The 23997-nt window shown below is 66.6% G+C and carries 23 protein-coding genes and 1 pseudogene; 18 read left to right on the top strand and 6 right to left on the bottom strand.

All coding sequences use genetic code 11. From position 1 onward, the window contains the following. The first annotated feature begins 236 nt into the window (after positions 1–236). The 17 genes and pseudogenes from IPN92_17195 to IPN92_17275 all read left to right on the top strand — a co-directional run bounded on the left by IPN92_17195 (position 237) and on the right by IPN92_17275 (position 18413). Positions 237–1247: an ArsJ-associated glyceraldehyde-3-phosphate dehydrogenase gene (locus tag IPN92_17195; GenBank protein ID MBK8639920.1), complete on the top strand. Its 1011-nt coding sequence runs from the start codon at positions 237–239 to the stop codon at positions 1245–1247. 2 nt (positions 1248–1249) lie between these two features. Further along, complete coding sequence (arsJ, locus tag IPN92_17200) at positions 1250–2482, top strand: organoarsenical effux MFS transporter ArsJ (protein ID MBK8639921.1); 1233 nt, start codon at positions 1250–1252, stop codon at positions 2480–2482. A gap of 810 nt (positions 2483–3292) precedes the next feature. Continuing rightward, positions 3293–4390 carry an efflux RND transporter periplasmic adaptor subunit gene (locus IPN92_17205; protein ID MBK8639922.1) on the top strand — a complete coding sequence of 366 codons (1098 nt, stop codon included), beginning with the start codon at positions 3293–3295 and terminating at the stop codon, positions 4388–4390. A 10-nt stretch (positions 4391–4400) separates the two neighbouring features. Further along, positions 4401–7565: an efflux RND transporter permease subunit gene (locus tag IPN92_17210; GenBank protein MBK8639923.1), complete on the top strand. Its 3165-nt coding sequence runs from the start codon at positions 4401–4403 to the stop codon at positions 7563–7565. Continuing rightward, complete coding sequence (locus IPN92_17215) at positions 7562–8272, top strand: hypothetical protein (protein ID MBK8639924.1); 711 nt, start codon at positions 7562–7564, stop codon at positions 8270–8272. The genes IPN92_17210 and IPN92_17215 overlap by 4 nt, the downstream gene beginning before the upstream one ends. After that, positions 8269–9291 carry a cation transporter gene (locus IPN92_17220; GenBank protein MBK8639925.1) on the top strand — a complete coding sequence of 341 codons (1023 nt, stop codon included), beginning with the start codon at positions 8269–8271 and terminating at the stop codon, positions 9289–9291. Before IPN92_17215 ends, IPN92_17220 begins: the two co-directional genes overlap by 4 nt. Next, positions 9288–9731, top strand: coding sequence for an arsenate reductase ArsC (locus IPN92_17225; GenBank protein ID MBK8639926.1), 444 nt, complete (start codon positions 9288–9290; stop codon positions 9729–9731). Before IPN92_17220 ends, IPN92_17225 begins: the two co-directional genes overlap by 4 nt. Next, on the top strand, positions 9728–10813 hold the full coding sequence (gene arsB / locus IPN92_17230) for an ACR3 family arsenite efflux transporter (protein MBK8639927.1): 1086 nt from the start codon (positions 9728–9730) through the stop codon (positions 10811–10813). The genes IPN92_17225 and arsB overlap by 4 nt, the downstream gene beginning before the upstream one ends. 5 nt (positions 10814–10818) lie before the next feature. Beyond that, positions 10819–11202, top strand: coding sequence for an arsenite efflux transporter metallochaperone ArsD (gene arsD, locus IPN92_17235; protein MBK8639928.1), 384 nt, complete (start codon positions 10819–10821; stop codon positions 11200–11202). Next, positions 11202–12962, top strand: a complete 1761-nt coding sequence (arsA, locus tag IPN92_17240) for an arsenical pump-driving ATPase (GenBank protein MBK8639929.1) — start codon at positions 11202–11204, stop codon at positions 12960–12962. The genes arsD and arsA overlap by 1 nt, the downstream gene beginning before the upstream one ends. A gap of 28 nt (positions 12963–12990) precedes the next feature. Beyond that, positions 12991–13481, top strand: a pseudogene (locus tag IPN92_17245) (tyrosine-protein phosphatase). Positions 13482–13539: 58 nt separating this feature from the next. Beyond that, on the top strand, positions 13540–13989 hold the full coding sequence (locus IPN92_17250) for a thioredoxin family protein (GenBank protein MBK8639930.1): 450 nt from the start codon (positions 13540–13542) through the stop codon (positions 13987–13989). Beyond that, positions 13986–14726 (top strand): cytochrome C biogenesis protein, encoded by a 741-nt coding sequence (locus tag IPN92_17255; GenBank protein MBK8639931.1) that lies wholly within the window; start codon positions 13986–13988, stop codon positions 14724–14726. Before IPN92_17250 ends, IPN92_17255 begins: the two co-directional genes overlap by 4 nt. 14 nt (positions 14727–14740) lie before the next feature. Beyond that, complete coding sequence (locus tag IPN92_17260; protein ID MBK8639932.1) at positions 14741–15388, top strand: thiol:disulfide interchange protein DsbA/DsbL; 648 nt, start codon at positions 14741–14743, stop codon at positions 15386–15388. 86 nt (positions 15389–15474) lie between these two features. Continuing rightward, positions 15475–16515: a permease gene (locus IPN92_17265; GenBank protein MBK8639933.1), complete on the top strand. Its 1041-nt coding sequence runs from the start codon at positions 15475–15477 to the stop codon at positions 16513–16515. A 183-nt stretch (positions 16516–16698) separates the two neighbouring features. Then, entirely contained in the window at positions 16699–17364 is a 666-nt protein-coding gene (locus IPN92_17270) for an SOS response-associated peptidase (GenBank protein MBK8639934.1), read from the top strand. Between the two features lie 167 nt (positions 17365–17531). Continuing rightward, entirely contained in the window at positions 17532–18413 is an 882-nt protein-coding gene (locus tag IPN92_17275; GenBank protein ID MBK8639935.1) for a sulfite exporter TauE/SafE family protein, read from the top strand. Between the two features lie 76 nt (positions 18414–18489). On the opposite strand, the gene modA is transcribed toward IPN92_17275, so the two are convergent. Continuing rightward, complete coding sequence (modA, locus tag IPN92_17280) at positions 18490–19260, bottom strand: molybdate ABC transporter substrate-binding protein (protein ID MBK8639936.1); 771 nt, start codon at positions 19258–19260, stop codon at positions 18490–18492. 126 nt (positions 19261–19386) lie between these two features. Here modA and IPN92_17285 point away from each other — a divergent pair, with 126 nt between their 5' ends. Continuing rightward, the gene (locus IPN92_17285; protein ID MBK8639937.1) at positions 19387–20565 is read left to right on the top strand and encodes an MFS transporter; all 1179 of its coding nucleotides are present in this window, start codon (positions 19387–19389) and stop codon (positions 20563–20565) included. Positions 20566–20846: 281 nt separating this feature from the next. Here IPN92_17285 and IPN92_17290 read toward each other — a convergent pair whose 3' ends face one another. The 5 genes from IPN92_17290 to IPN92_17310 all read right to left on the bottom strand — a co-directional run bounded on the left by IPN92_17290 (position 20847) and on the right by IPN92_17310 (position 23987). After that, a complete protein-coding gene (locus IPN92_17290; protein MBK8639938.1) occupies positions 20847–21686 on the bottom strand; it encodes a Crp/Fnr family transcriptional regulator in 840 nt (279 codons plus the stop codon). 191 nt (positions 21687–21877) lie between these two features. Continuing rightward, positions 21878–22216, bottom strand: coding sequence for a helix-turn-helix domain-containing protein (locus IPN92_17295; protein ID MBK8639939.1), 339 nt, complete (start codon positions 22214–22216; stop codon positions 21878–21880). 39 nt (positions 22217–22255) lie between these two features. Continuing rightward, on the bottom strand, positions 22256–22711 hold the full coding sequence (locus IPN92_17300) for a hypothetical protein (GenBank protein ID MBK8639940.1): 456 nt from the start codon (positions 22709–22711) through the stop codon (positions 22256–22258). Then, positions 22708–23061: a hypothetical protein gene (locus IPN92_17305; GenBank protein MBK8639941.1), complete on the bottom strand. Its 354-nt coding sequence runs from the start codon at positions 23059–23061 to the stop codon at positions 22708–22710. The genes IPN92_17300 and IPN92_17305 overlap by 4 nt, the downstream gene beginning before the upstream one ends. After that, positions 23025–23987 carry a hypothetical protein gene (locus IPN92_17310; protein MBK8639942.1) on the bottom strand — a complete coding sequence of 321 codons (963 nt, stop codon included), beginning with the start codon at positions 23985–23987 and terminating at the stop codon, positions 23025–23027. The genes IPN92_17305 and IPN92_17310 overlap by 37 nt, the downstream gene beginning before the upstream one ends. Positions 23988–23997 lie beyond the last annotated feature (10 nt).

Below are 23997 nucleotides of genomic sequence, written 5' to 3' on the forward strand. Positions count from 1 at the left end.
CCCGATGATCGACTGGGTAAAGGGGGTGCCCGGAAGGCAGAAACTAGGCAGGGCTCGCGAAAGATCGGCTTACCCGAGACCGAGGCAAAGCCGGGCCTGGTGGGTGACCTCAAGGGCCTCGTCGCCACCCTGACCCTATGCTGCCCCCCGAGTAAAAAAGTCTTGTCCATGTATGCGCCAGAACGTATATTAAGCCCCGCAGATATTCAATCCACCTCCACGGGAGTAACAAGCAGATGGCTATTCGTGTTGGCATCAACGGCTTTGGTCGCATGGGCAAACTGGGCTTCCGCGCTGGCTGGGGCAGCCCCGAGTATGAGATCGTCCACGTCAATGAAATCAAGGGCGATGCCGTCTGCCAAGCCCACCTGCTGGAATTCGATTCGGTCCACGGCCGCTGGTGCCGTGACCAGATCAGCTCCCGGTCCGATGCCCTCATCGTCGCAGGCCAGGAGGTCGGCTTCAGCATGGGCCCCACCCTCGAGGAGATCGACTGGGGCGCAAAGGGCATCGATATCGTCGTGGACTGCACGGGGCGCTTCAAGACCGCGGAGGCCCTCCAGCCCTATTTCAATCAGGGCGTCAAGAAGGTGGTGGTGTCCGCCCCGGTGCCCGATCCGGCCCTCAACCTCGTCTATGGGGTCAACGACCACCTCTACGACCCGGCCGTCCATGACATCGTCACCGCCGCCTCCTGCACCACCAACTGCCTGGCGCCGGTGGTCAAGGTTATGCACGAGAAGATCGGCATCCTGCGCGGCTGCATGACCACCATTCACGACATCACCAATACCCAGACCATCGTCGATCGCGGCCATAAGGACCTGCGCCGCGCCCGCGCCCTGGGACAATCCCTGATCCCCACCACCACCGGCTCCGCCAAGGCCATCACCAAGATCTTCCCCGAACTGACCGGCAAGCTCAACGGCCACGCCGTGCGCGTGCCCTTGTTGAATGCCTCCCTCACCGACTTCGTGTTCGAGGCGGCCCGGCCCGTGACGGCGGAGGAGGTCAATGCCCTCTTCAAGGAGGCCGCCGCCGGCGAGCTCAAGGATATTCTGGGTTACGAGGAACGGCCCCTGGTCTCCGTCGATTTCAAAGGCGATCCACGCTCCTCCATCATCGATGCCCTCTCCACCCTGGTGGTCGATGGTACCCAGGTCAAGATCTACGCCTGGTACGACAACGAGTGGGGCTATGTAAACCGCATGATGGATATCACCCGCAAGCTGGCGCGGATGATGTAGCCATGGATGCCGCCCTGCGCACCTACCTGGTTGTCACCGGCGCCTATTGGGGCTTTACCCTGACGGACGGGGCCATCCACATGCTGGTGGTCCTGCACTTCCACAATCAGGGTTTCAGTCCCCTGGAGATCGCCTTCCTCTTTCTCCTCTACGAGGTGTTCGGCATCATCACCAATGGCTTGGGGGGCTGGATCGCCTCCCATGTCGGCCTCAACCGCACCATGGTCGCCGGCGGCTTCCTCCAGGTCCTGGCCCTGGGCATGCTGGCGGTGGACCCAGCCTGGTTGACCGTGTCCTATGTGATGACCGCCATGGCCCTGTCCGGCATCGCCAAGGACCTCAACAAGATGAGCGCCAAGTCCAGCGTCAAGATGGTGGTGCCCAAGGGGGCGGACGCCGAGACGCGGCTGTTCAAGTATGTGGCCATCCTCACCGGGTCGAAAAACACCCTCAAGGGCGTCGGCTTCTTCCTGGGCGGCCTGCTGCTCTATACCGTGGGCTTCCGGTGGGCCCTGGCGGGCATGGCGGCCTGCCTCTTTTTCCTCTATCTCTATGTGGCCTGGGCCCTGCCGTCCGGGCTGGGGACCACCAAGGTCAAGGCCAAGATCAGCCAGATCTTCTCCAAGACCCGGGAGATCAATATCCTCTCCGGGGCGCGCTTCTTCCTCTTTGGCGCGCGGGATGTCTGGTTCGTGGTGGGCCTGCCGGTCTTTCTCGCCTCCGTGACCGGCTGGAACCATCTGGAAGTCGGTAGTTTCCTGGCCCTCTGGGTGGTGGCCTATGGTTTCGTCCAGGCGGGGGCCCCGGCCCTGTTGCGCCAGGGTCATGGCGGCCAGGGACCCCAGGGCAAGAGTGCCCGGAACTGGGCCCTGCTGCTGGCGGTCTTCCCCGCCGGCATCGCCCTGGCCTTGATGAAGGGCCTGGACCCGGGCCTGTCGCTGATCATCGGCCTCTTTGCCTTTGGGGCCGTCTTCGCCATCAACTCCGCCGTCCATTCCTACCTCATCCTGGCCTACTCGGACCAGGATAAGGTGGCCATGAACGTGGGCTTCTATTACATGGCCAATGCCGCCGGCCGGCTGACGGGGACGGTGCTGTCGGGCTGGGTCTATCAGACCCAGGGTCTGGTGGGCTGCCTCTGGGTGTCCACAGCCTTTGTGCTGGCGGCGGCGCTGATCTCCTTCCTGCTGCCGCCGGTAAAGGGGGAGGCGGTGGCGGGCCAGCCGGCGGGCTGAGCCGGCCGTCATCCGGGCGTGGGCCCGGCCGGTCACGCCGGTGGCGGGTCGCCCACGCAGGGTTGGGCGGTCAGCACCCCTGAGGCATGGGTCTCTTGCCTCATGGATGTCGCCCGCAAACGCAGGGCTGTACCCCCGGGCGAACGGGCCGGTCGTTGGTTGCCGGTTGCTCGAGAGCTATGCGGTGATGGACGGACGGATGATAGATTTTAAGCTTTAGAAGCGTAGGAGCCGGCCCCGTGCCTCGGCACGTTGCAATTTGGTTGGTTTGCCCCTACTTTCGTCAACTGTAATAACACCCTCCCAGGTTCTAAACACGACGTTCCAGCATGCTCCGGCGCTTCCTCATATCCATCTTGGCCCTTACGCTTCTCGGTTACGGGATCGCCTGGGCTCACGCCGCCCCAGGGCACGATGGGGCCTTGGGGACATCGGCGTCGTCACACTGGACCTCGACTGATACCGAACATACCACCCCCGGCTGTCATCACATCTGCCACGCGAGCCTTCACTTGGTGGGACTCCACCAATGGCAACCGACCATCGGTGCCTTAGCGGCCGATCGCTTTGTCCGTCCCGCCGGTGGTGTGCTCCTGACGCGCCCGCGCTGCCCCCCGCTGAAACCGCCGCGGTCCTGATTCGATCGACAGAATGGCAGTCGCGCCGGGTGCGCGGCTGAGCCGCTTTCCCGGATCGAGGACGCTTTCTATGGACTATTTTCATCCCGCCGCGGCACCACCGCGCGCGCTCGTTAACTTTTCGTTTGCCTGGCTGCTCGCTGTCTCATTGGCCGGAGTGCCAGCGACTCTAATGGCCGCGGCCGATGCGCCCACGCCGCTCCGGGAGGCCGACGCCCCCAGCACCGGACACGAACTCGGGGCCGAGTCGCCCCCGCGGGTCGAACTCACACCCGAGCAGCGTCGTACCCTGGGGTTGGCCACCCAGTCGCTGACGGCGCGCCCCATCGGCGATGGCCTGCGCGCCCCCGGCGAGGTGCGCCTGAACGCCTACGCTACCGCTCAGGTCACGCCGCGCATCGCGGCCCAAGTGGTCGCACGCCATGCGCGCCTGGGCGATCGCGTAGTGCCGGGCCAAACGCTGGTGACCCTGTCCAGCGTAGACCTAGCCGAGGCCCAGGGTGATCTGGTGGTCGCAGAACTCGAGTGGGAGCGTCTGGACAAGATCAAGGATAAGTTCGTGTCCGACAAGGAGTATCTGCAGGCCAGCGTGGCACGCCAGAAGGCCCGTTCGCGGGTCCTCGCCTTCGGCATGACCCAGCCGCAGATCGCGGCCTTGTTGGCGAACGCCGCGGGGCGCGCCGATGGCACCTTCGAACTCTTGGCACCGCAGGCTGGGACCCTGATCCAGGACGATTTCATCCTGGGAGAACAGGTGCAGCCGGGGCGGCTGCTGTTTGAAATTACTGACGAATCCGTGCGCTGGGTCGAGGCGCAAGTGGCGCCCGAGGACGCGGCGCGGGTCGCCGTGGGCGATCGGGCGCGCGTCGCCTTTGGAAACGACACGATCTGGCTCGACGGACAGGTGATCCAAATCCATCACCGGCTGGACGAGACCACGCGCACCCAGGCGGTCCGCATTGAGGTCCCCGACCCGGGGCATCGGCTCCACCCGGGAGTGTTCGTCGACATTGAAGTCCTGGTTGGCGCGTCCGCGCCGGTGCTGGCGATCCCCGAGACCGCGGTGCTGCGCAGTCCGGACGGGGACTGGCAGGTGTTCGTGGCCGAGGGCGAGGATACCTTCAAGCCGGTCGAGGTCGAACTGGTTCGCACGGTGGGCGGATTGGCCGTGATCGAGGGCCTGGCGGCCGGCACCCAGGTCGTGACCCAGGGTGCCTTCTTCCTCCAGTCTGAACTCGCCAAAGGCGGGTTCGACCCCCACGGCCACTGAGGAGGCGGCGATGCTAGATCGAATCGTCGAGGCCGCCGTCCGCAACCGGTTACTGGTCCTGCTGGCGTTGCTCGCGGGGATGGCAGCGACAGTGCTGCTACTGCAGCGCCTGAAGCTCGACGCCTTTCCCGATGTCAGCACTGTCCAGGTCACGGTCAATACCGAGGCCCCGGGGCTGGCCGCGGAAGAGGTCGAACAGCTCATCAGTTTTCCCGTCGAGGTGGTGATGTACGCCCTGCCCGCAGTGGCCGAGGTGCGCTCTATCTCCAAGACCGGTCTGTCGGTCGTCACCGTGGTGTTCGACGAGGGCACCGATATCTATTTTGCCCGCCAGCTCGTGTTCGAGCGGCTGCAAGACGCCAAGGGGCAGATCCCGCCGGGGGTGGGCACCCCGGAGCTGGGCCCCAACACCTCCGGGCTCGGCCAGGTCTTCCAGTACATCCTGCGCACTGACGACCCCGGGCGTTTCGACCCGATGGCCCTGCGCGGACTCAACGATTGGGTTGCGAAGCTCCTGCTGCTGCCGGTGGACGGCGTGACCGAGGTCTTGTCCTACGGTGGTGAGGTGCGCCAGTTCCAGGTCCGCGCCGACCCCCAGCGCCTGTTGTCCTACGGCCTGTCGGTGCAGGATATCGCGACCGCCATCGAGGCCAACAACCGCAATTCCGGCGGCTGGTACCTGGACCGCGGCCTGGAGCAACTGACGATTCGCGGGGTCGGCTGGGTCCGCCCGGGCGAGGGCGGCCTGCGCGACATCGCCAATGTCCCCCTCAAGGACATCGACGGCGTGCCGGTGCGGGTGCGCGATGTGGCCGAGGTCGCCTTCGGCCCCGAAATCCGTCAGGGGGCGGTGACCATGAGTGTGCGCGATGCCGCGGGTCAGCCGCGCGCTCTGGGCGAAGTGGTGGCCGGGATCGTGCTCAAGCGCATGGGGGCCAATACCAAGGCCACCATCGACGGCATCAAGGCGCGCCTGCCGGCGATCCAGCGCGCGCTGCCCGCGGGTGTAGTGATCGAGCCCTTCTACGACCAGTCGGATCTGGTGGAGAAGGCGGTGGCGACCGTCATCCGCGCCCTGGCCGAGGCCTTCGTCCTGATCGTGATCATCCTCACCCTGTTCCTGCTCAACATCCGCGCCACTCTCCTGGTGCTGATCTCTATCCCGCTGTCCATCGGGTTCGCCCTGGCGGTGATGGCCTGGTGGGGCGTTTCCGCCAATCTGATGTCGCTGGGCGGCTTGGCCATCGCCATTGGCATGATCGTCGACGGGTCCGTGGTGATGATGGACCACATCTTCTCCCACCTCTCGCGCGGCAACCCCGAAGATAGCGAGGGCGGGATCGCCTTGCGCATCGAGGAGGCCGCGCGCGAGATTGGCCGCCCGGTGTTCTTTGCCGTCGGCGTGATCCTGATCGTCTTCGCCCCGCTGTTCACCCTCGAAGGCGTGGAAGGCAAGCTGTTCCAACCCATGGCGCTGGCGATCGTCCTGGCGATGCTCGCCTCCGCGGCCGTGGCCTTGACGGTGGTGCCGGCGCTGGCCAGCTACAGCTTTCGGCGCGCCATTGTGCCGCGCACCAGTCCGCTGCTGGTGCCGCTGGCCTGGGCCTATAGCCGGTTGCTCCAAGGCGCACTGCAAGTACGCTGGCTGGTGGTGCTGGTCGCGGCGACGCTGTTTGTTGGCACCCTCTGGCTGATCCCCCGTCTGGGCACTGAGTTCGTGCCGGAGTTGGAAGAGGGGACCATCAACATTCGCGTCACCCTGGCGGCGTCTTCCAGTCTGGATACCGCGCTGGCGGTGGCCGCCAAGCTGGAGCCGATCCTGCTTGGCTTTCCGGAGGTGACCTACGCCTCCAGCCGCATCGGCCGGGCGGAGCTTGGCGGCGATCCGGAGCCGGTCTCCAACATCGAGATCTATGTCGGGCTCAAGCCGCCGGCGCAGTGGTCCACGGCAAGCACCCGCGCAGCGCTCCAGGAGCGAATGGAGCAGGCCCTGGCCGTGCACCCGGGGCTCTTGTTCTCCTTCTCCCAGCCCATCGCCACCCGCGTCGACGAGCTGCTGTCGGGAGTCAAGGCGCAGCTCGCGGTGAAGTTATTCGGACCCGATCTGGACGGGCTCGCCCAGTACGGCAAGGCCATCGAGTCGATCGTGAAGGCGGTGCCCGGCACCCGCGATGTGGCGCTGGAGCCTATCGCCGGCGAGGCCCAATTGGCGATTCGTCCGGACCGCGACCGGTTGGCGCGCTACGGCATCCCGGTGGCGCAGGTGATGGCCCTGGTCGAGGACGCCATCGGCGGTGTCAAGGCCGGCCAGGTGATCCGCGGCAACGAGCGCTACGACATCCTGGTGCGGCTCGCGCCCAACCACCGCGACAGCGTCGAGGCCATCGGCGACCTCATCCTGACCGCCGCCAACGGCGCTCGGGTGCGTCTGCGCGACCTCGCCGAGGTGGCGATCCAATCGGGTCCGCCGCAAATCCGCCGCGACGATGTCCAGCGCCGCGTCGTGATCGAGGCGAACGTGGCTGGCCGCGACATGGGCAGTGTGGTCGCGGAGATCGACGGCCGGATCGGCGCCGAGGCAGGACTCCCGACCGGCTACACGGTGGTGTTCGGCGGTCAGTTCGAGAACCAGCAGCGCGCCCAGCAACGGCTCATGATCGTGGTGCCCTTGTCCCTGGGGCTGATCTTCCTGCTGCTGTACTTCGCCTTCCACTCCGTGGGTCAGGCGCTGCTCATCATGCTCAATGTGCCACTCGCCATGATCGGCGGGGTAGCGGGCCTGTACCTCTCCGGTATCTACCTGTCGGTGCCGAGTTCGATCGGCTTTATCGCGGTCTTCGGCACCGCGGTACTGAACGGTGTGGTGATGGTCAATGCCATCAATCAGAACCTGGCGGGCGGACTCGGTAGCCGCCAGGCCATCCTGGACGGCGCCCTGTCGCGTCTACGCCCGGTGCTCATGACGGCGCTGGCCACGCTGCTCGGCCTGGTGCCCTTGCTCTTTGCCACTGGCGTGGGCTCCGAGATCCAGCGCCCGCTGGCGACCGTGGTGGTGGGCGGACTGCTGTCCTCGACCTTACTGACCCTGTTCGTCCTGCCCGTGCTCTACCCGAGTTTCTCCCGCGGCGTTGCTCGGCACCCCGACCCCATCAATCTCAACGGAGATCGACCATGAAACGGCGGATTCCAACCGTCATCGACGACAGCGAAAAGTTCAAGCTCATCGATGTTGTGCAAGGAGCCACCGAAGCTGGCTATGTGGTCGAGGGTGTGATCGCCAAACGCGGCATGGAGCGTCGAGATATCCATGGCGATGTGGATGTCGATCTGCTGAACCAGGACGACGAGGTTGTCGCGACGCTCGGATCGCCACGGCGAAGGGGCCGGTCCTTGGTTGCTTCGGCGACGGGGTGCAATAGCAATCTGGAGAAGACGCCCTACGGCAAGCTCGCGGTCACCCTCGTCGAGCGGACCAGCAATCGGGCAATTCGCGTCAGCTACAAGCCGAGTCTGCAGCAGCAGATCGGCGCCTCCACCTTCATGACCAAGCGCGGCCAGGGCATCGAGCCCGATGACATCCCCGAGGCCGAGCAACTGGAGCTGCTTGATCTGGTGTGGAATGCCCCGGAGTCGGACATTTGGACAATCGGCATGGTCTTTCAATTCGAGCGTGACGGCTGCCCGAGGTCATGGGCTTTGTCCCCTGCGCGGCCTGCGGTGAGTCGACCGCCAGGGCCTGTCTGCGCATCCTGGGCGAAAAGCAGGTCTGTATTCCCTGCTCGGGCTACGAACGGTGAGCAAAGGGCTCGCTTTGTACGGGTGGGGCACCAACTAAGGGCGCCAAATACGCCGCATTCCGCAGGGCGGGAAAACACCTTATGAGCCAAACTCACGACCACCACCACGGCCACCATTCGCATACTGGGACCGGGACCCCCTTGATTCTGGCCACCTTGCTGACACTGGGTTTTGCCGCCGTGGAGGCCGGTGTCGGCCTCTGGGCCGGCTCCCTGGCCCTGGTGGCGGATGCTGGCCACATGGTCAACGATGCCGCCGCCCTGGCCCTGGCGGCGGCAGCGGCCTGGCTGGCGCGGCGACCCGCCTCGCCGCGCCACAGTTATGGTTTTGGCCGTGCCGAATTCCTCGCCGCCCTGATCAATAGCCTGGCCCTGCTGGCCCTGGTGGCCTGGTTGATCTTGTCCGCCGTGGCCAGGCTGGGTGAGCCGCGGCCGGTGCTGGGCGAGGCGGTCTTCCTCACTGCCGCGGTCGGGCTGGTCATCAATCTGGGGGTGGCCTGGCTGCTGAATCGGGGAGAGAAGAACCTCAATACCCGTGCCGCCCTCCTGCATGTGCTGGGTGATTTGCTAGGCTCGGTGGCGGCCCTGGTCGCCGGCCTGGTCATCGCCTTCACCGGCTGGACCCCCATCGACCCCTTGCTGTCGCTGGCCATCGGCGCCCTGATTCTGTTCTCCAGTCTGCGCCTGCTGCGCGAGGCCCTGCATGGCTTGATGGAGGGGGCGCCACTCAACCTGGATCCGCGGGCGGTGGGGCAGGCCTTGGCGGCGGTTCCCGGCGTTGCCTCGGTGCATGACCTGCATCTCTGGAACGTCCGTGCAGATGAGACCCTGCTCACGGCCCATCTGGTGGTGCGGGACTTGGCGGCTTGGGAGCAGGTCATGGAGGCCAGTCACGCCCTGCTCAACGGCCAGTTTGGCATTCATCACGCCACCTTACAGCCGGAGCCGCTGACGCGCACGGTGCGCTGGGGACCACGACCAGGGTCGGGACACCCGCATGAGGAGAGTCATGAGAGCGAAACCAAGCACCCATGCGGAGAAATTCGCAATTTCGGTACAAAGGCGCCATGCCCTAGGGGCACAACCACAGAGGTAGTGTCATGAATCCTAACGTCCTGTTTGTCTGCACCGGCAATTCCTGCCGTTCCCAGATGGCCGAGGGCTGGCTGCGGGCCTTGAGCGAAGGCAGCGTCGCGGCCAACTCCGCCGGCATCAGCCCCCAGGGCCAGAACCCGCGGGCCATCGCGGTCATGGCCGAGGCTGGGGTGGATATCTCCCGCCAATCCTCGAAGGAATTGACCCCGGATCACCTGACGTGGGCCGACCTGGTGATTACCGTTTGTGGCGATGCCGAGGAGAACTGCCCCTTGCTGCCACCAGGCACCCGCAAGGAACATTGGCCTCTCACGGATCCCGCCAAGGCCACTGGCGGCGAGGACGAGATCCTGGCCGTGTTTCGTGCCAGCCGGGATGACATCCGCCGCCGCGTCGCGGACCTGCTGACGCGGATCGGCCCCTACCCACCCACAGGAGCAACATCTTGAGCGCCCAATGCGAAGTCGCCGGCAAGCAGGCCGCCGGTGTCCCCATGAATCTGTTTGAACGCTGGCTGACCCTGTGGGTCGCCCTGTGCATTCTGGTCGGGATCGGGCTCGGTCAGTTCTTTCCCGCCCCCTTCCAATTCCTCGGCCGGCTGGAGGTTGCCCAAGTCAATCTGCCGGTTGGGGTGCTGATCTGGGTGATGATCATCCCCATGCTGATGAAGATCGACTTCGGTGCCCTCGGCCAGGTCAAGTCCCATTGGAAGGGGATCGGCGTGACCCTCTTCATCAACTGGGCGGTCAAGCCCTTCTCCATGGCATTGCTGGCCTGGATCTTCATCCGCCAGGTCTTTGCCCCCTGGCTGCCGGCGGAGCAACTGGATAGCTATGTTGCCGGGCTCATTCTGCTGGCCGCGGCGCCCTGTACCGCCATGGTCTTCGTCTGGAGCCGGCTCACCGGGGGTGATCCCTATTTCACCCTGTCCCAGGTCGCCCTCAACGACGCCATCATGATCGTCGCCTTCGCGCCGATCGTGGCGCTGCTGCTGGGGCTGTCATCCATTGTGGTGCCCTGGGACACGCTGCTGACCTCGGTCGTGCTCTATATCCTGATCCCGGTCGGGATCGCCCAGGTCTGGCGCTTCTTCCTGCTCAAACAGGGGCAGGCCCGGTTCGACAATACCTTGGCGACCCTGGGTCACGCCTCCATCGTCGCCCTGCTGTTGACCCTGGTGCTGCTGTTCGCCTTCCAGGGCGAGCAGATCCTCAACCAGCCCCTCATCATCGCCATGCTGGCGGTGCCCATCCTGATCCAGGTGTTTTTCAACTCGTCTCTGGCCTACTGGCTGAACCGTAAGGTCGGCGAGAAACATAGCGTCGCCTGCCCTTCGGCCTTGATCGGTGCCAGCAACTTCTTCGAATTGGCGGTGGCGGCGGCCATTTCCCTCTTTGGCTTTGAATCCGGGGCCGCCCTGGCCACCGTGGTCGGGGTCCTGATCGAGGTGCCGGTGATGCTGCTGGTGGTCAAGGTCGTCAATGCCAGCAAGGGTTGGTACGAGGCAGGCCTCTCTTCGCAACCAAGGTGATGGTCATGAACAAGCTCGAAATCTTTGAACCTGCCATGTGCTGCTCCACGGGCGTATGCGGCGTCGAGGTCGATCCCGTGCTGATCCAATTCAATGCCGACCTGCAATGGCTGGCGGGGCAGGGGGTCGAAGTCAGCCGCTATAACCTGTCCCAAAATCCTGGGGAATTCGCGGTCAATCCGCTGGTGCTCCAGGAGTTGGCGGCCGGGATGGAGCGCCTGCCGCTGACCCTGATCGATGGGCGCATCGTCGCCACCGGCGCCTATCTCTCGCGCACCCAGTTGATCCAGAAGCTGGACTTGCCCACGAGCACCGCCACGGCAACCAAGCCACACCTTCGCGTCCAGGTTAGTTCCGGTTGTTGTGAGCCCGGAAGCGGCTGCTGCTGATGGCCATCCCGAACACCCGCACCCGGCACCTTTTCTTTACCGGTAAGGGCGGCGTCGGCAAGACCTCGCTTTCCTGCGCTACCGGTCTGGCGCTCGCGGAGGCCGGGCGGCGCGTACTGATCGTCAGCACCGACCCGGCTTCCAATCTGGACGAGGTGCTGGGGGTCGCGCTCGCTCAGACCCCTACCGCTATCCCCGGCGCGCCAGGACTCTTTGCTCTCAATATCGACCCCGAAGCGGCGGCGCACGATTATCGTGAGCGGATGGTCGCGCCCTATCGCGGCCTCCTGCCCGCCGCGGCCATCGTCAGCATGGAAGAACAGTTCTCGGGCGCCTGCACCCTGGAGATCGCCGCTTTCGACGAATTCTCCAAACTGCTGGGCGACCCCACCGCAACGGTGCAGTTCGATCATGTCATCTTCGACACCGCGCCCACCGGCCATACCCTGCGCCTGCTGACCCTGCCCTCGGCCTGGAGCGAGTTCATCGACTCCACCACCGGCGGGGCCTCTTGTCTGGGACCGCTGGCCGGGCTGGAACAACAGCAGGCGCTCTATGCCGCGACGGTCGAGCAACTCGCCGATCCGGCACGGACCACCCTGATCCTGGTCAGCCGCCCGGATACCGCCGCACTGCGCGAGGCCGAGCGCACCCGAGCTGAACTGGCGGACCTTGGCGTAAGCCATCCGCATCTGGCGATCAATGGCATCCTGGACGTGACGGAGACCGACGACGCCATCGCCGAGGCCATGATGCGGCGCGGTACCGAGGCGCTGGCGGCGCTGCCGGCAGGTCTCTCCGCACTGCCGACGACGGTCACGCCGCTGCTGCCGCTGGGGACGCTGGGGCTGGATGCACTGCGCCAAATGGCGAATCCGGCGCTGGTCCAGCCGCCGGGCGATCTGCCGGACAGCGACTGCGCCCTGCCGGAGCCCTTGTCCTGCCTGGTGGAAGCGCTGGCCAAGGCCGGACGCGGCGTCATTCTGACCATGGGCAAGGGCGGCGTCGGCAAGACCACGCTGGCGGCGGCGATCGCCGTCGCGCTCGCCCGGCGCGGCCATCCGGTGCGCCTATCCACCACGGACCCGGCGGCCCATGTGGCCGAGGCCGTCGGCGAGTCGATTTCAGGTCTGAGCGTCAGTCGCATTGACCCTGCGGCCGAGGTCACCGCCTATCGGGCCGAGGTGCTGGCCAAGGCCGCCGCTCACCTCGACCCCAATGGGCGGGCCATGCTGGAAGAAGACCTGCGCTCGCCCTGTACCGAGGAAATCGCGGTGTTCCGCGCCTTTGCCCGCGCGGTGGATGGCGGCCAGGACGGCTTCGTGGTGCTCGACACCGCGCCCACCGGCCACACCCTCCTGCTCCTGGATGCCGCCGAGGCCTACCATCGCGAGGTTACGCGCACCCAGGGCGATCTGCCCGAGGCGGTGCGCCAACTCTTGCCGCGCCTGCGCGACCCTGATTTCACCCGTGTGCTGGTCGTCACCCTGCCCGAGGCGACCCCGGTCCACGAGGCCGAGCGTTTGCAACGGGACCTGCGACGCGCCGGGATCGAGCCCTTCGCCTGGGTGATCAACCAGAGTCTGCTGGCCAGCGGTACCCGCCATCCGCTGCTGCGCCAGCGCGGCCTGGCCGAGGCCCCCTTGATCCGCCAGGTAGCCGCGACCCTCAGCCAGCGGTGTGCCTTGGTACCCTGGCTGGCCGAGCCGCCCGTCGGCGGTCACGGCCTGGAACACTTGATCCAGGCGGCAGTCTCTTGATTTCAATCTCGATAATGGAAAAATCCGCATGTCTCACCCCTACGATAAGTTGACCCTCGCCAGCGGCGCTACCCTGATTTTCACCCTTGCCCAGGAACCAAGGACACCACCCTGGAGGATGCGGTCAAGACCCTGAAGGCGGCGGGCGCCCAGGCCCTCGTTACGCTGATGCCAGAGGAAGAGTTGGCAAAATTCGCCGCCGAGTCGCTGCCCGATGCCTGCGCCGCAACGGGTATGCGGTGGTTTCACCTCCCCGTGGAGGACGATCATGCCCCGGATGAGCGCTTTGCGACCGCGTTCGCCGCCCAGAAGCAAACCCTCTTGTCGTTGCTGGAAGGGCAGGGCACCCTCGCCATTCACTGTCGCGGCGGCTCGGGCCGCACCGGTTTCATGGCGGCCATCCTCTTGCTGGAGTCCGGCATGGACCGGGACGAGGTGGTGCGCCAGGTCCAGGGCCTACGTCCCCACGCCCTGAAAATGCCCGTCCATACCGACTACCTGGATCAAACCTATCCGTAAGGAAGGAGGTAGCCAAGCCTCCCTCCTCATGACCGCCGCCTCCCCGCGGGAGAACACCATGCCGTACCGGTCCTTCATCCTCAAGCTCGTCACTATCGTCACCCTGATCGGGGGAGGTATGGCCTTGAATAACTACTTGGGCCCTGACCAGCCACCAGAAACCGTTGCCATGCCGCCACCCGCCGCGCCAGCCGCTGTCACGACACCGCGACCGACCCTGATGGAATTTGGCATGGATAGCTGCGCCAGTTGCCGGGCGATGAAGGGCCAACTCGACCAGCTCCGCGCACGCTACCCCGAGACGCTGCGGGTGGTCACGGTCAACCTCCTGGAGCAGCGGGCGCTGGCCGAACAGTGGCGCATTCGTGCCATGCCGACCCAAATCCTGCTGGATGCCGAGGGCCAGGAGGTTGACCGTCACCTGGGTTTCATTACCGCCGATGCCCTGCTGGCCCGCTTTGCCGTCGCCGGGGTTTCATTGGATGCTGCCCAGGGGTCGAACCCGTGACCGCGTTGGCGGTGATGGCCGACGCTCTCGGCGGCGCCCCCCTGGTCGCGCTGCCCGCCGCCCTCGCCTGGGGCTTGGCCAGTATCTGGCTGAGTCCCTGCCATTTGGCGGGGGTGCCCCTGGTGGTCGGTTGGCTGGCGGCCACGCCGGTGGCTGTCGGCGCGGCCGGCACCCCACCATCCCCTGGGGTGATGAGGCGCCGTCGGCTCTTCATTGTGCTGGCCTTTGCCTTGGGCATCTTGCTGAGCCTGCTGCCCTTGGGGGCGGTCGCCCTCCTCCTGGGGCGCCTGGCGGGCGATCTGGGCTTTTCCGGGAACTGGCTGGCGGCGCTTTTGTGTCTCTTCGGGGGGCTCTATTTGCTCGACTGGCTGCCTCTGCCGAGCCTAGGCCAGGGTCTGCCGCAACCCACCCGGCGCGGACCCTGGACCGCGCTCCTCCTGGGCCTGGTCTTTGGCTTGGCGCTAGGGCCCTGTGCCTTTGCCTGGATTGCCCCCGTGCTTGGCGTCGCCAGCCTAGAGGTCGCTGGCGGCCTCCTGCTACCGGTCCTGCTGCTGGTCATGTTCGCCCTGGGGCATCTGCTGGGCGTGGTGCTTGCCGCCGGCTCCCTCGGCCTGGTACAGCGCTGGCTGGATGCCCTGGGTCGGCATCGGGGCCTGGCCTTGGGGCGCCCCGCCTGCGGCGTCTTGCTGCTGGTGATGACCGGCGTCCTGGTCAGCGGCGCCCTGTCCGGCGCCTGAATAGGGGAATGTCAATGACTCGTCGCGATTTTCATGCCTGTCTGATCGGCCTTGCCGCCAGCCTCATCCTGCCCCCCGCCGGGGCGACGGAGTGGGTCGAGGGCCGCGATTGGCAAAACCTGCCGGTCCCAGCGCCCAAGGATGCTGGCGGGCGAATCCTCGTCCAGGAGTTTTTCTCCTACGGTTGCCCCCATTGCGCCGACCTCAATCCCCTGATAACCGCCTGGGCGGCCAAGCTGCCCCCGGACGTCGAATTTCAGCGCCTGCCGGTCAGCTTCGGCCGGACGGCCTGGACCGCCCTGGCGCGGTTGTACTTCACCCTGGAAGTGGACGGCACTCTGGCGCGGCTCGACCAGGCGGTTTTCGACGCCGTCGGCAAGCAGCACGTCAACCTTTACAGCGAAGCGGCGATCATTGACTGGGTTGCCAGACAGGGCCTGGATCCAGACGCCGTTAAGAAGACATACACCAGCTTCGCCGTGGAGGTCCGGTTGGGCCAGGCCCAAGCCAGCGCTGACCACTTCCGCATCAATGCGGTGCCGAGCATCATCGTCGATGAGCGCTACCGGGTGAGCGGCGATGCCGGCCGCGGCCATGCCGGCCAACTCGAGATCGCCACCGGTCTGATCGAGATGGCCCGCGCCCGGCGACTGGCCGGTTGATCCATAGGTACTCATCCAGGGGTCCCCGAGGCGTAAGCTACCTGAACCCCCAGGGTAATAAGACCCTGGTTAACCGGACAAACATCATGACCGAGACAAGCGCATCCCGCTCCCTGTTGCCCTGGATCTGGAGTCTGCCCTTGGGCGCCGCGGTCTGGGTGGCGCTCTATGTCCATCTCGCCGATCTCGCGGATCTGGCGGTGGCGCTGCTCGGCCTGTCGCGGGATACGCGCTTCGGCGAGGCCATCCATTTCTTCCTCTACGACACCCCCAAGGTGTTACTGCTTCTGGTTGGCATCGTTTTCCTCATGGGGGTCATCCAGACCTTTTTCGCCCCGGAGCGCACCCGTGCCCTCTTGGCCGGGAGGCGGCTGGGGGTCGGCAACCTGCTCGCCGCCTCGCTCGGGATCGTTACCCCCTTCTGTTCCTGTTCGGCGGTGCCGCTTTTCATCGGCTTTCTCTCGGCGGGGGTGCCCCTCGGCGTGACCTTCTCCTTCCTGATTTCCGCGCCCATGGTCAACGAGGTGGCACTGGCCCTGCTGCTCGGGCTCTTCGGCTGGCGGGTGGCGGCGCTCTATTTGGGGCTGGGGCTGCTGGTAGCGATTGCCGCCGGGCTGGTCATCGGCAAGTTAGGCATGGAGCGCTATCTGGAGGACTGGGTCCGTGCCATTCACATGGGCCAGTCGAAGGCCCCGAACGGCTCGGACTATGTCTGGCGCGAGCGTTTCGAGGCGGGCCTGCGCCATGTGCGAGAGATCGTTGGGAAGGTCTGGCCCTATGTCCTGGTCGGCATCGGCCTGGGCGCGCTGATCCACGGCTATGTCCCGGCGGATTTCATGGCGAGCTTCATGGGTCGTGATTCCTGGTGGGCGGTGCCCGTGGCGGTGGTCATGGGGGTGCCCTTGTACACCAACGCCGCGGGCATAGTCCCGGTGGTCGAGGCTCTGATCGGCAAGGGGGCGGCGCTGGGCACCACGCTCGCCTTCATGATGAGCGTGATCGCTCTCTCCGCGCCCGAGATCATGATCTTGCGCAAGGTGTTACGCTGGCCGCTGATAGCGACCTTCGTCGGGGTGGTGGCCACCGGCATCATGTTGGTGGGTTATGTGTTCAATCTGGTCCTCTGATGACCGGTCACGGAAGAAACCTGGTGACTTGGCGGCCGACCGGATCCTGTTGCTGCAGCCGATACCCGGACGAGCGGGCTTTGTCCAGAGTTGCGGACAACTGCCGGTTGTAACAACGAATCATCGCTAGAACGGATTAGCCCTGTTGGGAGGAGTTGCCGGGGGTGGGCTAAACTATGTGGCATGTGTGGCCGCTTCGCCCTGACCCGTAGCCCCGAGGAACTGACCCGCGTCTTTGGTCTGGCGGAATGTCCGGACCTGGCGCCGCGCGCCAATATCGCCCCGGCCAGCGACATCGCCGTGGTGCGGCGGTCGCCCGTGGGAGACCCGGTGCTGCATTTGCTGCGCTGGGGGCTGGTCCCCCATTGGCGCCAGGACCCGACCGACGGCCCGCGGCCCATCAATGCCCGGAGCGAGACGGTGCTGACCAAGCCCGCCTTTCGGGAGGCCTTCCGGCAACGCCGGTGTCTGATCCCCGCCGATGGCTTTTATGAATGGCAAGCCCAGCGGGGGACGAAGCAGCCCTTTTTCTTCAGCGACCCGGGGGGTGAGGTCCTGGCGTTGGGCGGGCTTTGGGAGTGGTGGCGGGTCCCGGATGGCGGTCTGTTACGGACCTGCTGCATTCTGACCACGGCCGCCAATGCCCGGGTGGCGCCGGTGCATGAGCGGATGCCGCTGATCCTGGCGCCGCGCTCCTGGGCGACCTGGCTGGGGGGCCCGGTGGCGGCGGCCCAGGCCTTGCTGGTGCCGGCACCGGCGGCGGCGCTGCGCTGCTGGCCGGTCAGTCACCGCGTGAATCGGGTGGCGGAGGCAGGGGCGGACTTGATGGCGCCGGTGGTGGCGGGGTGAGGGTGAAGTATGCGACCGCCAATGGGACGGCCCAGGCGGGGAGTGATTATGTCGCCCGAAAGCAGCAGGAGGAGATTGCGCGCCGCCAGGTAGTCGTTGGGCATGACGGGCCCCCCGAGGATCGCGACCTTGGCGGCGTTGACCAGGATGACGGGGAGAATAACCGCATGTACACCTTTCCCATTGCCGGCCTGACCCTGCCCCTCTGGCTGCCCATACTGGCGGTGTGCGGCATTACGCTGCTGACCAGCATGGTTGGCATCTCCGGGGCCTTTTTGCTGGTGCCCTTTCAGCTTTCGGTCTTGGGCTTTGCCAGCCCGGCCGCGAGCGCCACCAATCTGGTCTTCAATCTGGTCGCCATCCCCGGCGGCCTTTACCGGTATGGGCGCGAGGGCCGGCTCTGCTGGCCGCTGGCCCTGGTCATCGCCGCGGGCGGCGCCCCGGGGACCCTGGTGGGTGCCTGGTTGCGCACCAATTTGCTGGCGGAACAGTCCAGCTTCGAGCCCTTTGCGGCGGTTATCCTCGGGTACCTGGCCTGGCGGATGCTGGCCGATTGGCGGGCGCGGGACCCGATGCCAGAGGCAAAGGGCGCAAGGATAAAACGCCTGTCCGGGAATGTCCGGCGCCTGGGCTTTGCCTATGGCGACGGGGACTATAGCTGTGGCGTCCCCTCCCTGCTGGGCTTCTCCTTTCTGGTCGGCATTATCGGGACCGCCTACGGCATCGGCGGCGGCTCCTTTATGGTCCCGATCTGCCTGGCTGTTTATCGCCTGCCGATCCATGCCATTGCCGGCGCGACCCTGGCCGCGACCTTGATGACCTCGGCTATTGCCCTGGCGGCCTACGTCTGGTTACCTGTCCCACCGGGTATCGTCGCTGGTCCCGACTGGCTGCTGGGCCTGGCCTTCGGGAGCGGGGGGCTGGTCGGGGCCTATCTGGGGGCGCGCCTGCAGCGCCACGTCCCCCAACGCTGGCTCAAGGGTTGTTTAGGGCTCCTGCTGCTGGGGCTGGCGCTGGGCTACGCGCTCCCGGCGACCAAGCTGCCCTAGACCCCGCGGGCGAGTAAGGCGGCGGCTGCTGGCATCCTGGCGGGCCCGGGCGGGCGGCAGCCGGGATGGCATTGTCCTACTTGGCCGCTGCCTCACCAGGTAGCACGAAACCATACCGGGTCATGACGGCCCGGGCGGTGGCACTACCCATGTAGTCCGCGAAGCGCTTGGCCAGGGCCTTATCCGCCGCCCGTTGAGTGATGATGTAGCCCTGCTCCAGCGGCTGATGCAGATGATCGGGGATCAGGCCGTAACCCCCCTGGCTGGCCAGGGTTGGATTGAGGGCCAGCGAGAGGGCGATGATGCCGACCTGGGCATTACCGCTCTGCACGAACTGCGCGGTCTGGGCGACGTTCTCGCCAAAGACCAGCTTGGGCTCAAGCTGCTCCCACAGGCCAGCGGCGCGTAGGGCTTCCTCGGCCCGCTGCCCATAGGGAGCGTGCCGGGGATTGGCGATAGCGATGCGGGTGATCGTCGGATCGATCAGGTCCGCCAGTTGCATCTGGCTGGCGTCCCGGTCAGCGCTCCACAGCACAATGCGGCCGACGGCATAGGGCCTGACCTCGGTGGCCGCGTAGCCGGCCTTGGCCAAGTCGCGGGGGAAGGCGATGTCCGCCGAAAAGTAGAGATCGTAAGGCGCGCCCTGCTGAATCTGGGTGAAGAACTTGCCCGATGAGCCGTAGATGATATCCAGTTCGTCGGACGGGTTGGCCTGTTTGAAGGTGGCGGCGATCTCGTCTAGGGCGAACTTGAGATCGGCGGCCGCCGCCACCCGGATCTGTTCGGCCTGGCTACCGATGGGAAGTAGTAGCAGAGCGGCCAGTAACAGCGTCTTGCGCAAGGCCATAGCGGGTCTCTCCATGGGGTCGTTGATGGGTTGATCCGCGCAGCTTAGCGGAGAGGGTCCCGCGGGCCAAGGGTGCCGCCCCAAGGGGCGGAGAGGTCAAGGCCCAGGTGTTAAACAGGTATCACCATGTTCCGCGCCATGCTCTCGTTACCCCGCACCATCTGGCTGATCGGCCTGATCAGTCTGCTCAATGACAGTGCCAGCGAAATGATCTATCCCTTGGTGCCGCTCTATCTGGCCTCCGTCCTGATGGCCGGCCCCCGCGCCCTGGGGCTGATCGAGGGCATCGCGGAGGCCACCGCCAGCCTCTTGAAGCTCTTCTCTGGCGTGATCGTGGATCGCACCCAGCGCGCCAAGCCCTGGGTGGTGGGAGGCTATGCCCTGGCCGGCTTCGCGCGGCCCCTGATCGCCTTTACCACCAGTTGGTTCGGGGTGGCCTTGCTGCGCTTTGCCGACCGGGTCGGCAAGGGCCTGCGCAGTGCCCCGCGCGATGCCCTGCTGGCCGCCAGCGTCGCGCCCGAAGTGCGCGGCTTGGCCTTCGGTCTGCACCGGGCCCTGGACCACGCGGGGGCCGTGGTCGGGCCGCTGCTGGCGGCCCTCTTGCTAGGCCTGGGCTGGACGCTGCGGGAGGTCATCCTCTTTGCCGTTGTCCCCGCCGTTGCCTGCCTGATCATGGCTCTGCTGTTGCGCGAGCCGCCACCGGACGGGGGACGGCCACCGCCGCCGGCCTTCTCCTGGCGTCTGGCGGGCTTGCCAACCCCCTTTAAGCGCTATCTGGTGGTGCTGGGCCTCTTCACCCTGGGCAACTCTTCGAATATGTTCCTGCTGTTGCGCGCCCGTGAGTTAGGCCTGCCCGAGGCGCAGGTGCCCCTGGCCTGGGCGGCGGTGGCGCTGGTGGCCATGCTGTTCTCGACGCCCTTGGCGGCCCTCTCCGACCGGGTGGGCCGGGTGCGCCTGATCGTCGCGGGCTGGCTGGCCTATGGGTGCTTCTATCTCGGTCTGGGGCTGCTGCCGCCGGGGTCGCCCCTGGCCCTGTTCGGCCTGTTCGCCGGCTACGGCATCTTCATGGCCGCCACCGAGGGCGTGGAAAAGGCGCTGGTGGCTGACCTGGCGCCACCCGCCCTGCGCGGAACCGCCTTCGGCTGGTTCAACCTGACCACTGGGCTGCTGCTCCTGCCGGCCTCGCTGTTGTTTGGTGCCCTGTATCAAGGAGGCGGGGCGCTGGTTGCCTTCGGTTTTTCGGCTGCCTGCGCGGGCACCGCGGCTTTCCTGCTGCCGATCTGGGCCCGGCCCTGGGTAACCTGAGCGGCCCGTAAGGCCTTTCCGCCGGATGCCATTGCCCTGCACAGCCCCCGGAAGAGACTCGTCCGCGATGGACCCCAAGCGACAGGTGATACGGGGCCCCTGGGGCTCATCATTCCGGGCGGGTTTCGCTACCAGCGGGCGGGGTGGTGTTGCTGGACCTGAGCCCGGCGGGAGCGGTGACCGGGGATCTGTTCGCGCCAGTGGCGCCGGTGGGGGCGGCGCGCGCGGCTGCTGGCGGTGTTGGATGGCATCAATGGCCGCTGGGGGTGGGGGACCCTGCGCTATCTGGCGGAGGGTGGGGCCCAGCCGTGGCGGATGCGCCGGGAGCGGCTGTCGCCGGCTGATACGACGCGGTGGGAAGCGTTGCCGGGGGGGGGGGCAGCACGCTGGCGGGGCGCACCCGGCGCGCCGGGCTCGGCGAATTGCTCGGCATAGTCAGCGAGCAGAGCGGCGTAGCAACCACAGGCCGCCGCTTCCAGCCCCGGCCGATCGAGAATCCAAATGTTACCCCGAACATAGCGGATCAGGCCGCGTTGTTGCAGCGACCCCGCGGCGAGGGAGATGCTGCACCGGCGCACCCCGAGCAGGGTGGCCAGGACTTCATGGGTTAAATGAAAGTGGTCGGCGTGGGCGCGGTCCTGCGTCATCAGCAGCCAGCGCGCCAAGCGCGCCTCGATCTCATGAAAATGGGTGCAGGCGGCGGCTTGGGCGGATTGGGTCAAGCGGACATAGAGATAGCGGTAGATGATGCGCCTCAGGTCAGGGCTGGCGAGCAATTCCTGCTGAAAGCGGTCGCGGGGGATGCGCCAGGCGGTACCCGCGCCCTGGACCAGGGCCCGCATGGGGGCGGTCCCGACCCCGAGCGCCAGGGTGGCGCCGAGCATGCCCTCATTGCCGATCAGCCCCATTTCCAAGGGCCGATAAGGGTCCATGATGGTGACCAGGGCGATGACGCCCCGCAGCGGGAAATAGGCATGCGTGTAGGGCTCATCGGCCTCGCACAGCATATCGCCCGCGACCAATTCCACCCGCTCGCACTGGGCCAAGGTCCAGGTGCGCGCTTGGGGCGTCAAGCCCTCCAGCAAGCGGTTGGTGGGTAGGGTTAGCGCTGGGGCTGACATGGACGCCTCCTTGAGTTCCCGAGATCCCGGCGGGACCGGGGGGGTGCCGTGGGCCGTGGCGTGACGGCGCGCCAGCCATTCGTCGCTTGCGGCGTGATGATTTTAATCTAGCCCCGTTCCAGGGGGCCATCTGTGCGCTGAACAACATAGAAATCATGATAATTTGGGTCAAGATGGCCGTTGGCGCCCCCTCACGCACTCTCCCGCTCATAATGCTGATTCCGCCCCAGCCACTCCACCAGGGCCTCATGGGGTATCCGATGATGACACCCCACCAGAAAGGACCCCAGACCGCGCGGATTGGGCTGACCCACTGCCGGATGTTCGCGCAGGGCGCACAGTTGCAGGAGCGTAGTCCGGGAAATCCGCAGCAGGCGACACACCTCCCCCGGGCGATAGACCCCCGAGCGCGGGATGCCGGTGGCCCGCAGGAGGGCGTCGAGTTGGGCCTCGGCGATGGCCGGGAGGGCGAGGGGCTGGCACCCCCGCTCGATCGACGAGGAGGCCCCTCGCGGGTCCGCCAGCCTCACCGTCGGCCTGGCCCCCTACCCAGGTGGCGCCCCATGGTCTCAGGCCCGCTCCGGGGCGCTGAGAGCCTCTGGCGCGGTGGGCCCCGCGTCGCGGGTCAGCCCGCCCCCCCAGGTCCAGCGGGCGCCGGTGAAGTGGTCGATGCCGTCCTGGACGTCGGCGATGGACCGCGCCAGGAGGGCGAGCCCCCCGGCGGCGCGGACCTGCTGGAGAAAAATTTTCCGTTCCGCCCGGGCCTTACCGCCGGCGCGTTTGCATTCGATGGCCAGAAATTGCCCGGTGGTGAGTTGGCCGAGGAGGTCGGCGCAGCCGGTGAAGGCGTAGCGGATAAAGCGGCGGCTGGGGGTGCCGTCCTTTTTCTCGCCGATGACGACATGGGCGCCGGTGTTGAAGCGATGCACCCAGGCGACGCGCGGGTCCCAGGCCAGGTAGCGCAGGATGGCGGCCTGGAGGTCGTGCTCGCTGGGGGTGGGGTGGGCGAGGCGAAAGGGCTTCATGGCTGGAGATCTCCCAGGAGGTGCTTGATGGCGGTCAGGTGGCGCAGGCCCGCTCGGGCGCGGGGGGCCGGTAGGGCGCGCGGGGTGGGCTTGGGCGGCAGGTGGTCGATGAGCTCGGCGGGCCCTGGCCAGCGACGCGCATGGCCGGCCAGGGCCAGGAAGGCGGCTTCCAGGCGCGGGGCGTCGCGCTCGGCGTCCCAGGCGCGTCTTGCCCACAGGGCGGCGATCCAGACGGCGGCGGCCAGGCGCAGATCGCTGTCCAGGGGCGTTGACGGCAGGCGCATGGCGGCCAGCCGTTGCAGGCCGGAGACGATTACGCTGGTAAACCAGGGCGCAGGGGTGGTGCCCATTTGAGGTCCTCCAGGGCCAGGATGCCCCGCATGGTGGGTGAATCGCTGCGTTGGGGCGGGGCTTGGGTGAGTTCGTCTTCCCAGCGGGCGCCGCGCAGGTAGGTTTGGGGCATGGGGGCGTAGCCGCGCAGCCAGAAGTCGTCGAGGACCTGGCGGCGCTCGACATCGGCGACGATGGCGGCGGCCTGGTCCTCCAGGCGCAGTTGTACCCAGGCGGCCAGGGCCATCTTGCGGCCGCGCTTGCGCTGGCCGTCGGGCCAGGCGGCCCAGAAGCGGGCGAAGCCCTCCGGCTCCTGAAGTGCGCTGCGCTGCAGGACCGCCCCCAGCGTGCGCGCAGCGCACAGACTGTCTTTTCTTTCTTCCTGACGTTCTTTACTAACGTTAGGCGGAAGTCTGACTTCCGGTTGCCCCCCCCAGACTTCCGGTTGCCCCCCCCCAAAAGCACTGTTTTCGGGTGCGCTACACTTCCGGTTGCCCTGCGCCACACTTCCGGTTGCCCTGCGCTGCACTTCCGGTTGCCCTCCCCGCTTTTCCGGCGCCACACTTCCGGTTGCCTCCGGCCAGGTGGGTTCTGGCGGCGCCACACTTCCGGTTGCCTCGGCCGCAGCGTCCAGGGCAACCGGAAGTCTGCTTCCGCTTGCCGCGCTCACATCTTTTACTTCGAGCCGCAATTGATAGGCGTTGGATTTGCGGCCGGCGCCATCGCCGGGGCGGTGGAAGACCTCGATGACGCCCAAGTTGGCCAGGGCGGCGATATTCGAGCGGATCTGGCGCTCGCTGCATTGCACCAGACCTGCCATGCGTTCTTGGCCGGGGAACCCAAAGCCGTCGGCGTTGCAGGCGTCCGCCACGGCGAGGAGGGTCAATTTCAGGTGGGAGGGCAGGCCCCGCACGGACCAGGCCCAGGCGCTCGCTTGTACGCTCATGGGCGGCCCC

The sequence above is a fragment of the Chromatiaceae bacterium genome (genome assembly GCA_016714645.1).
Taxonomy (GTDB): Bacteria; Pseudomonadota; Gammaproteobacteria; order Chromatiales; family Chromatiaceae; genus M0108.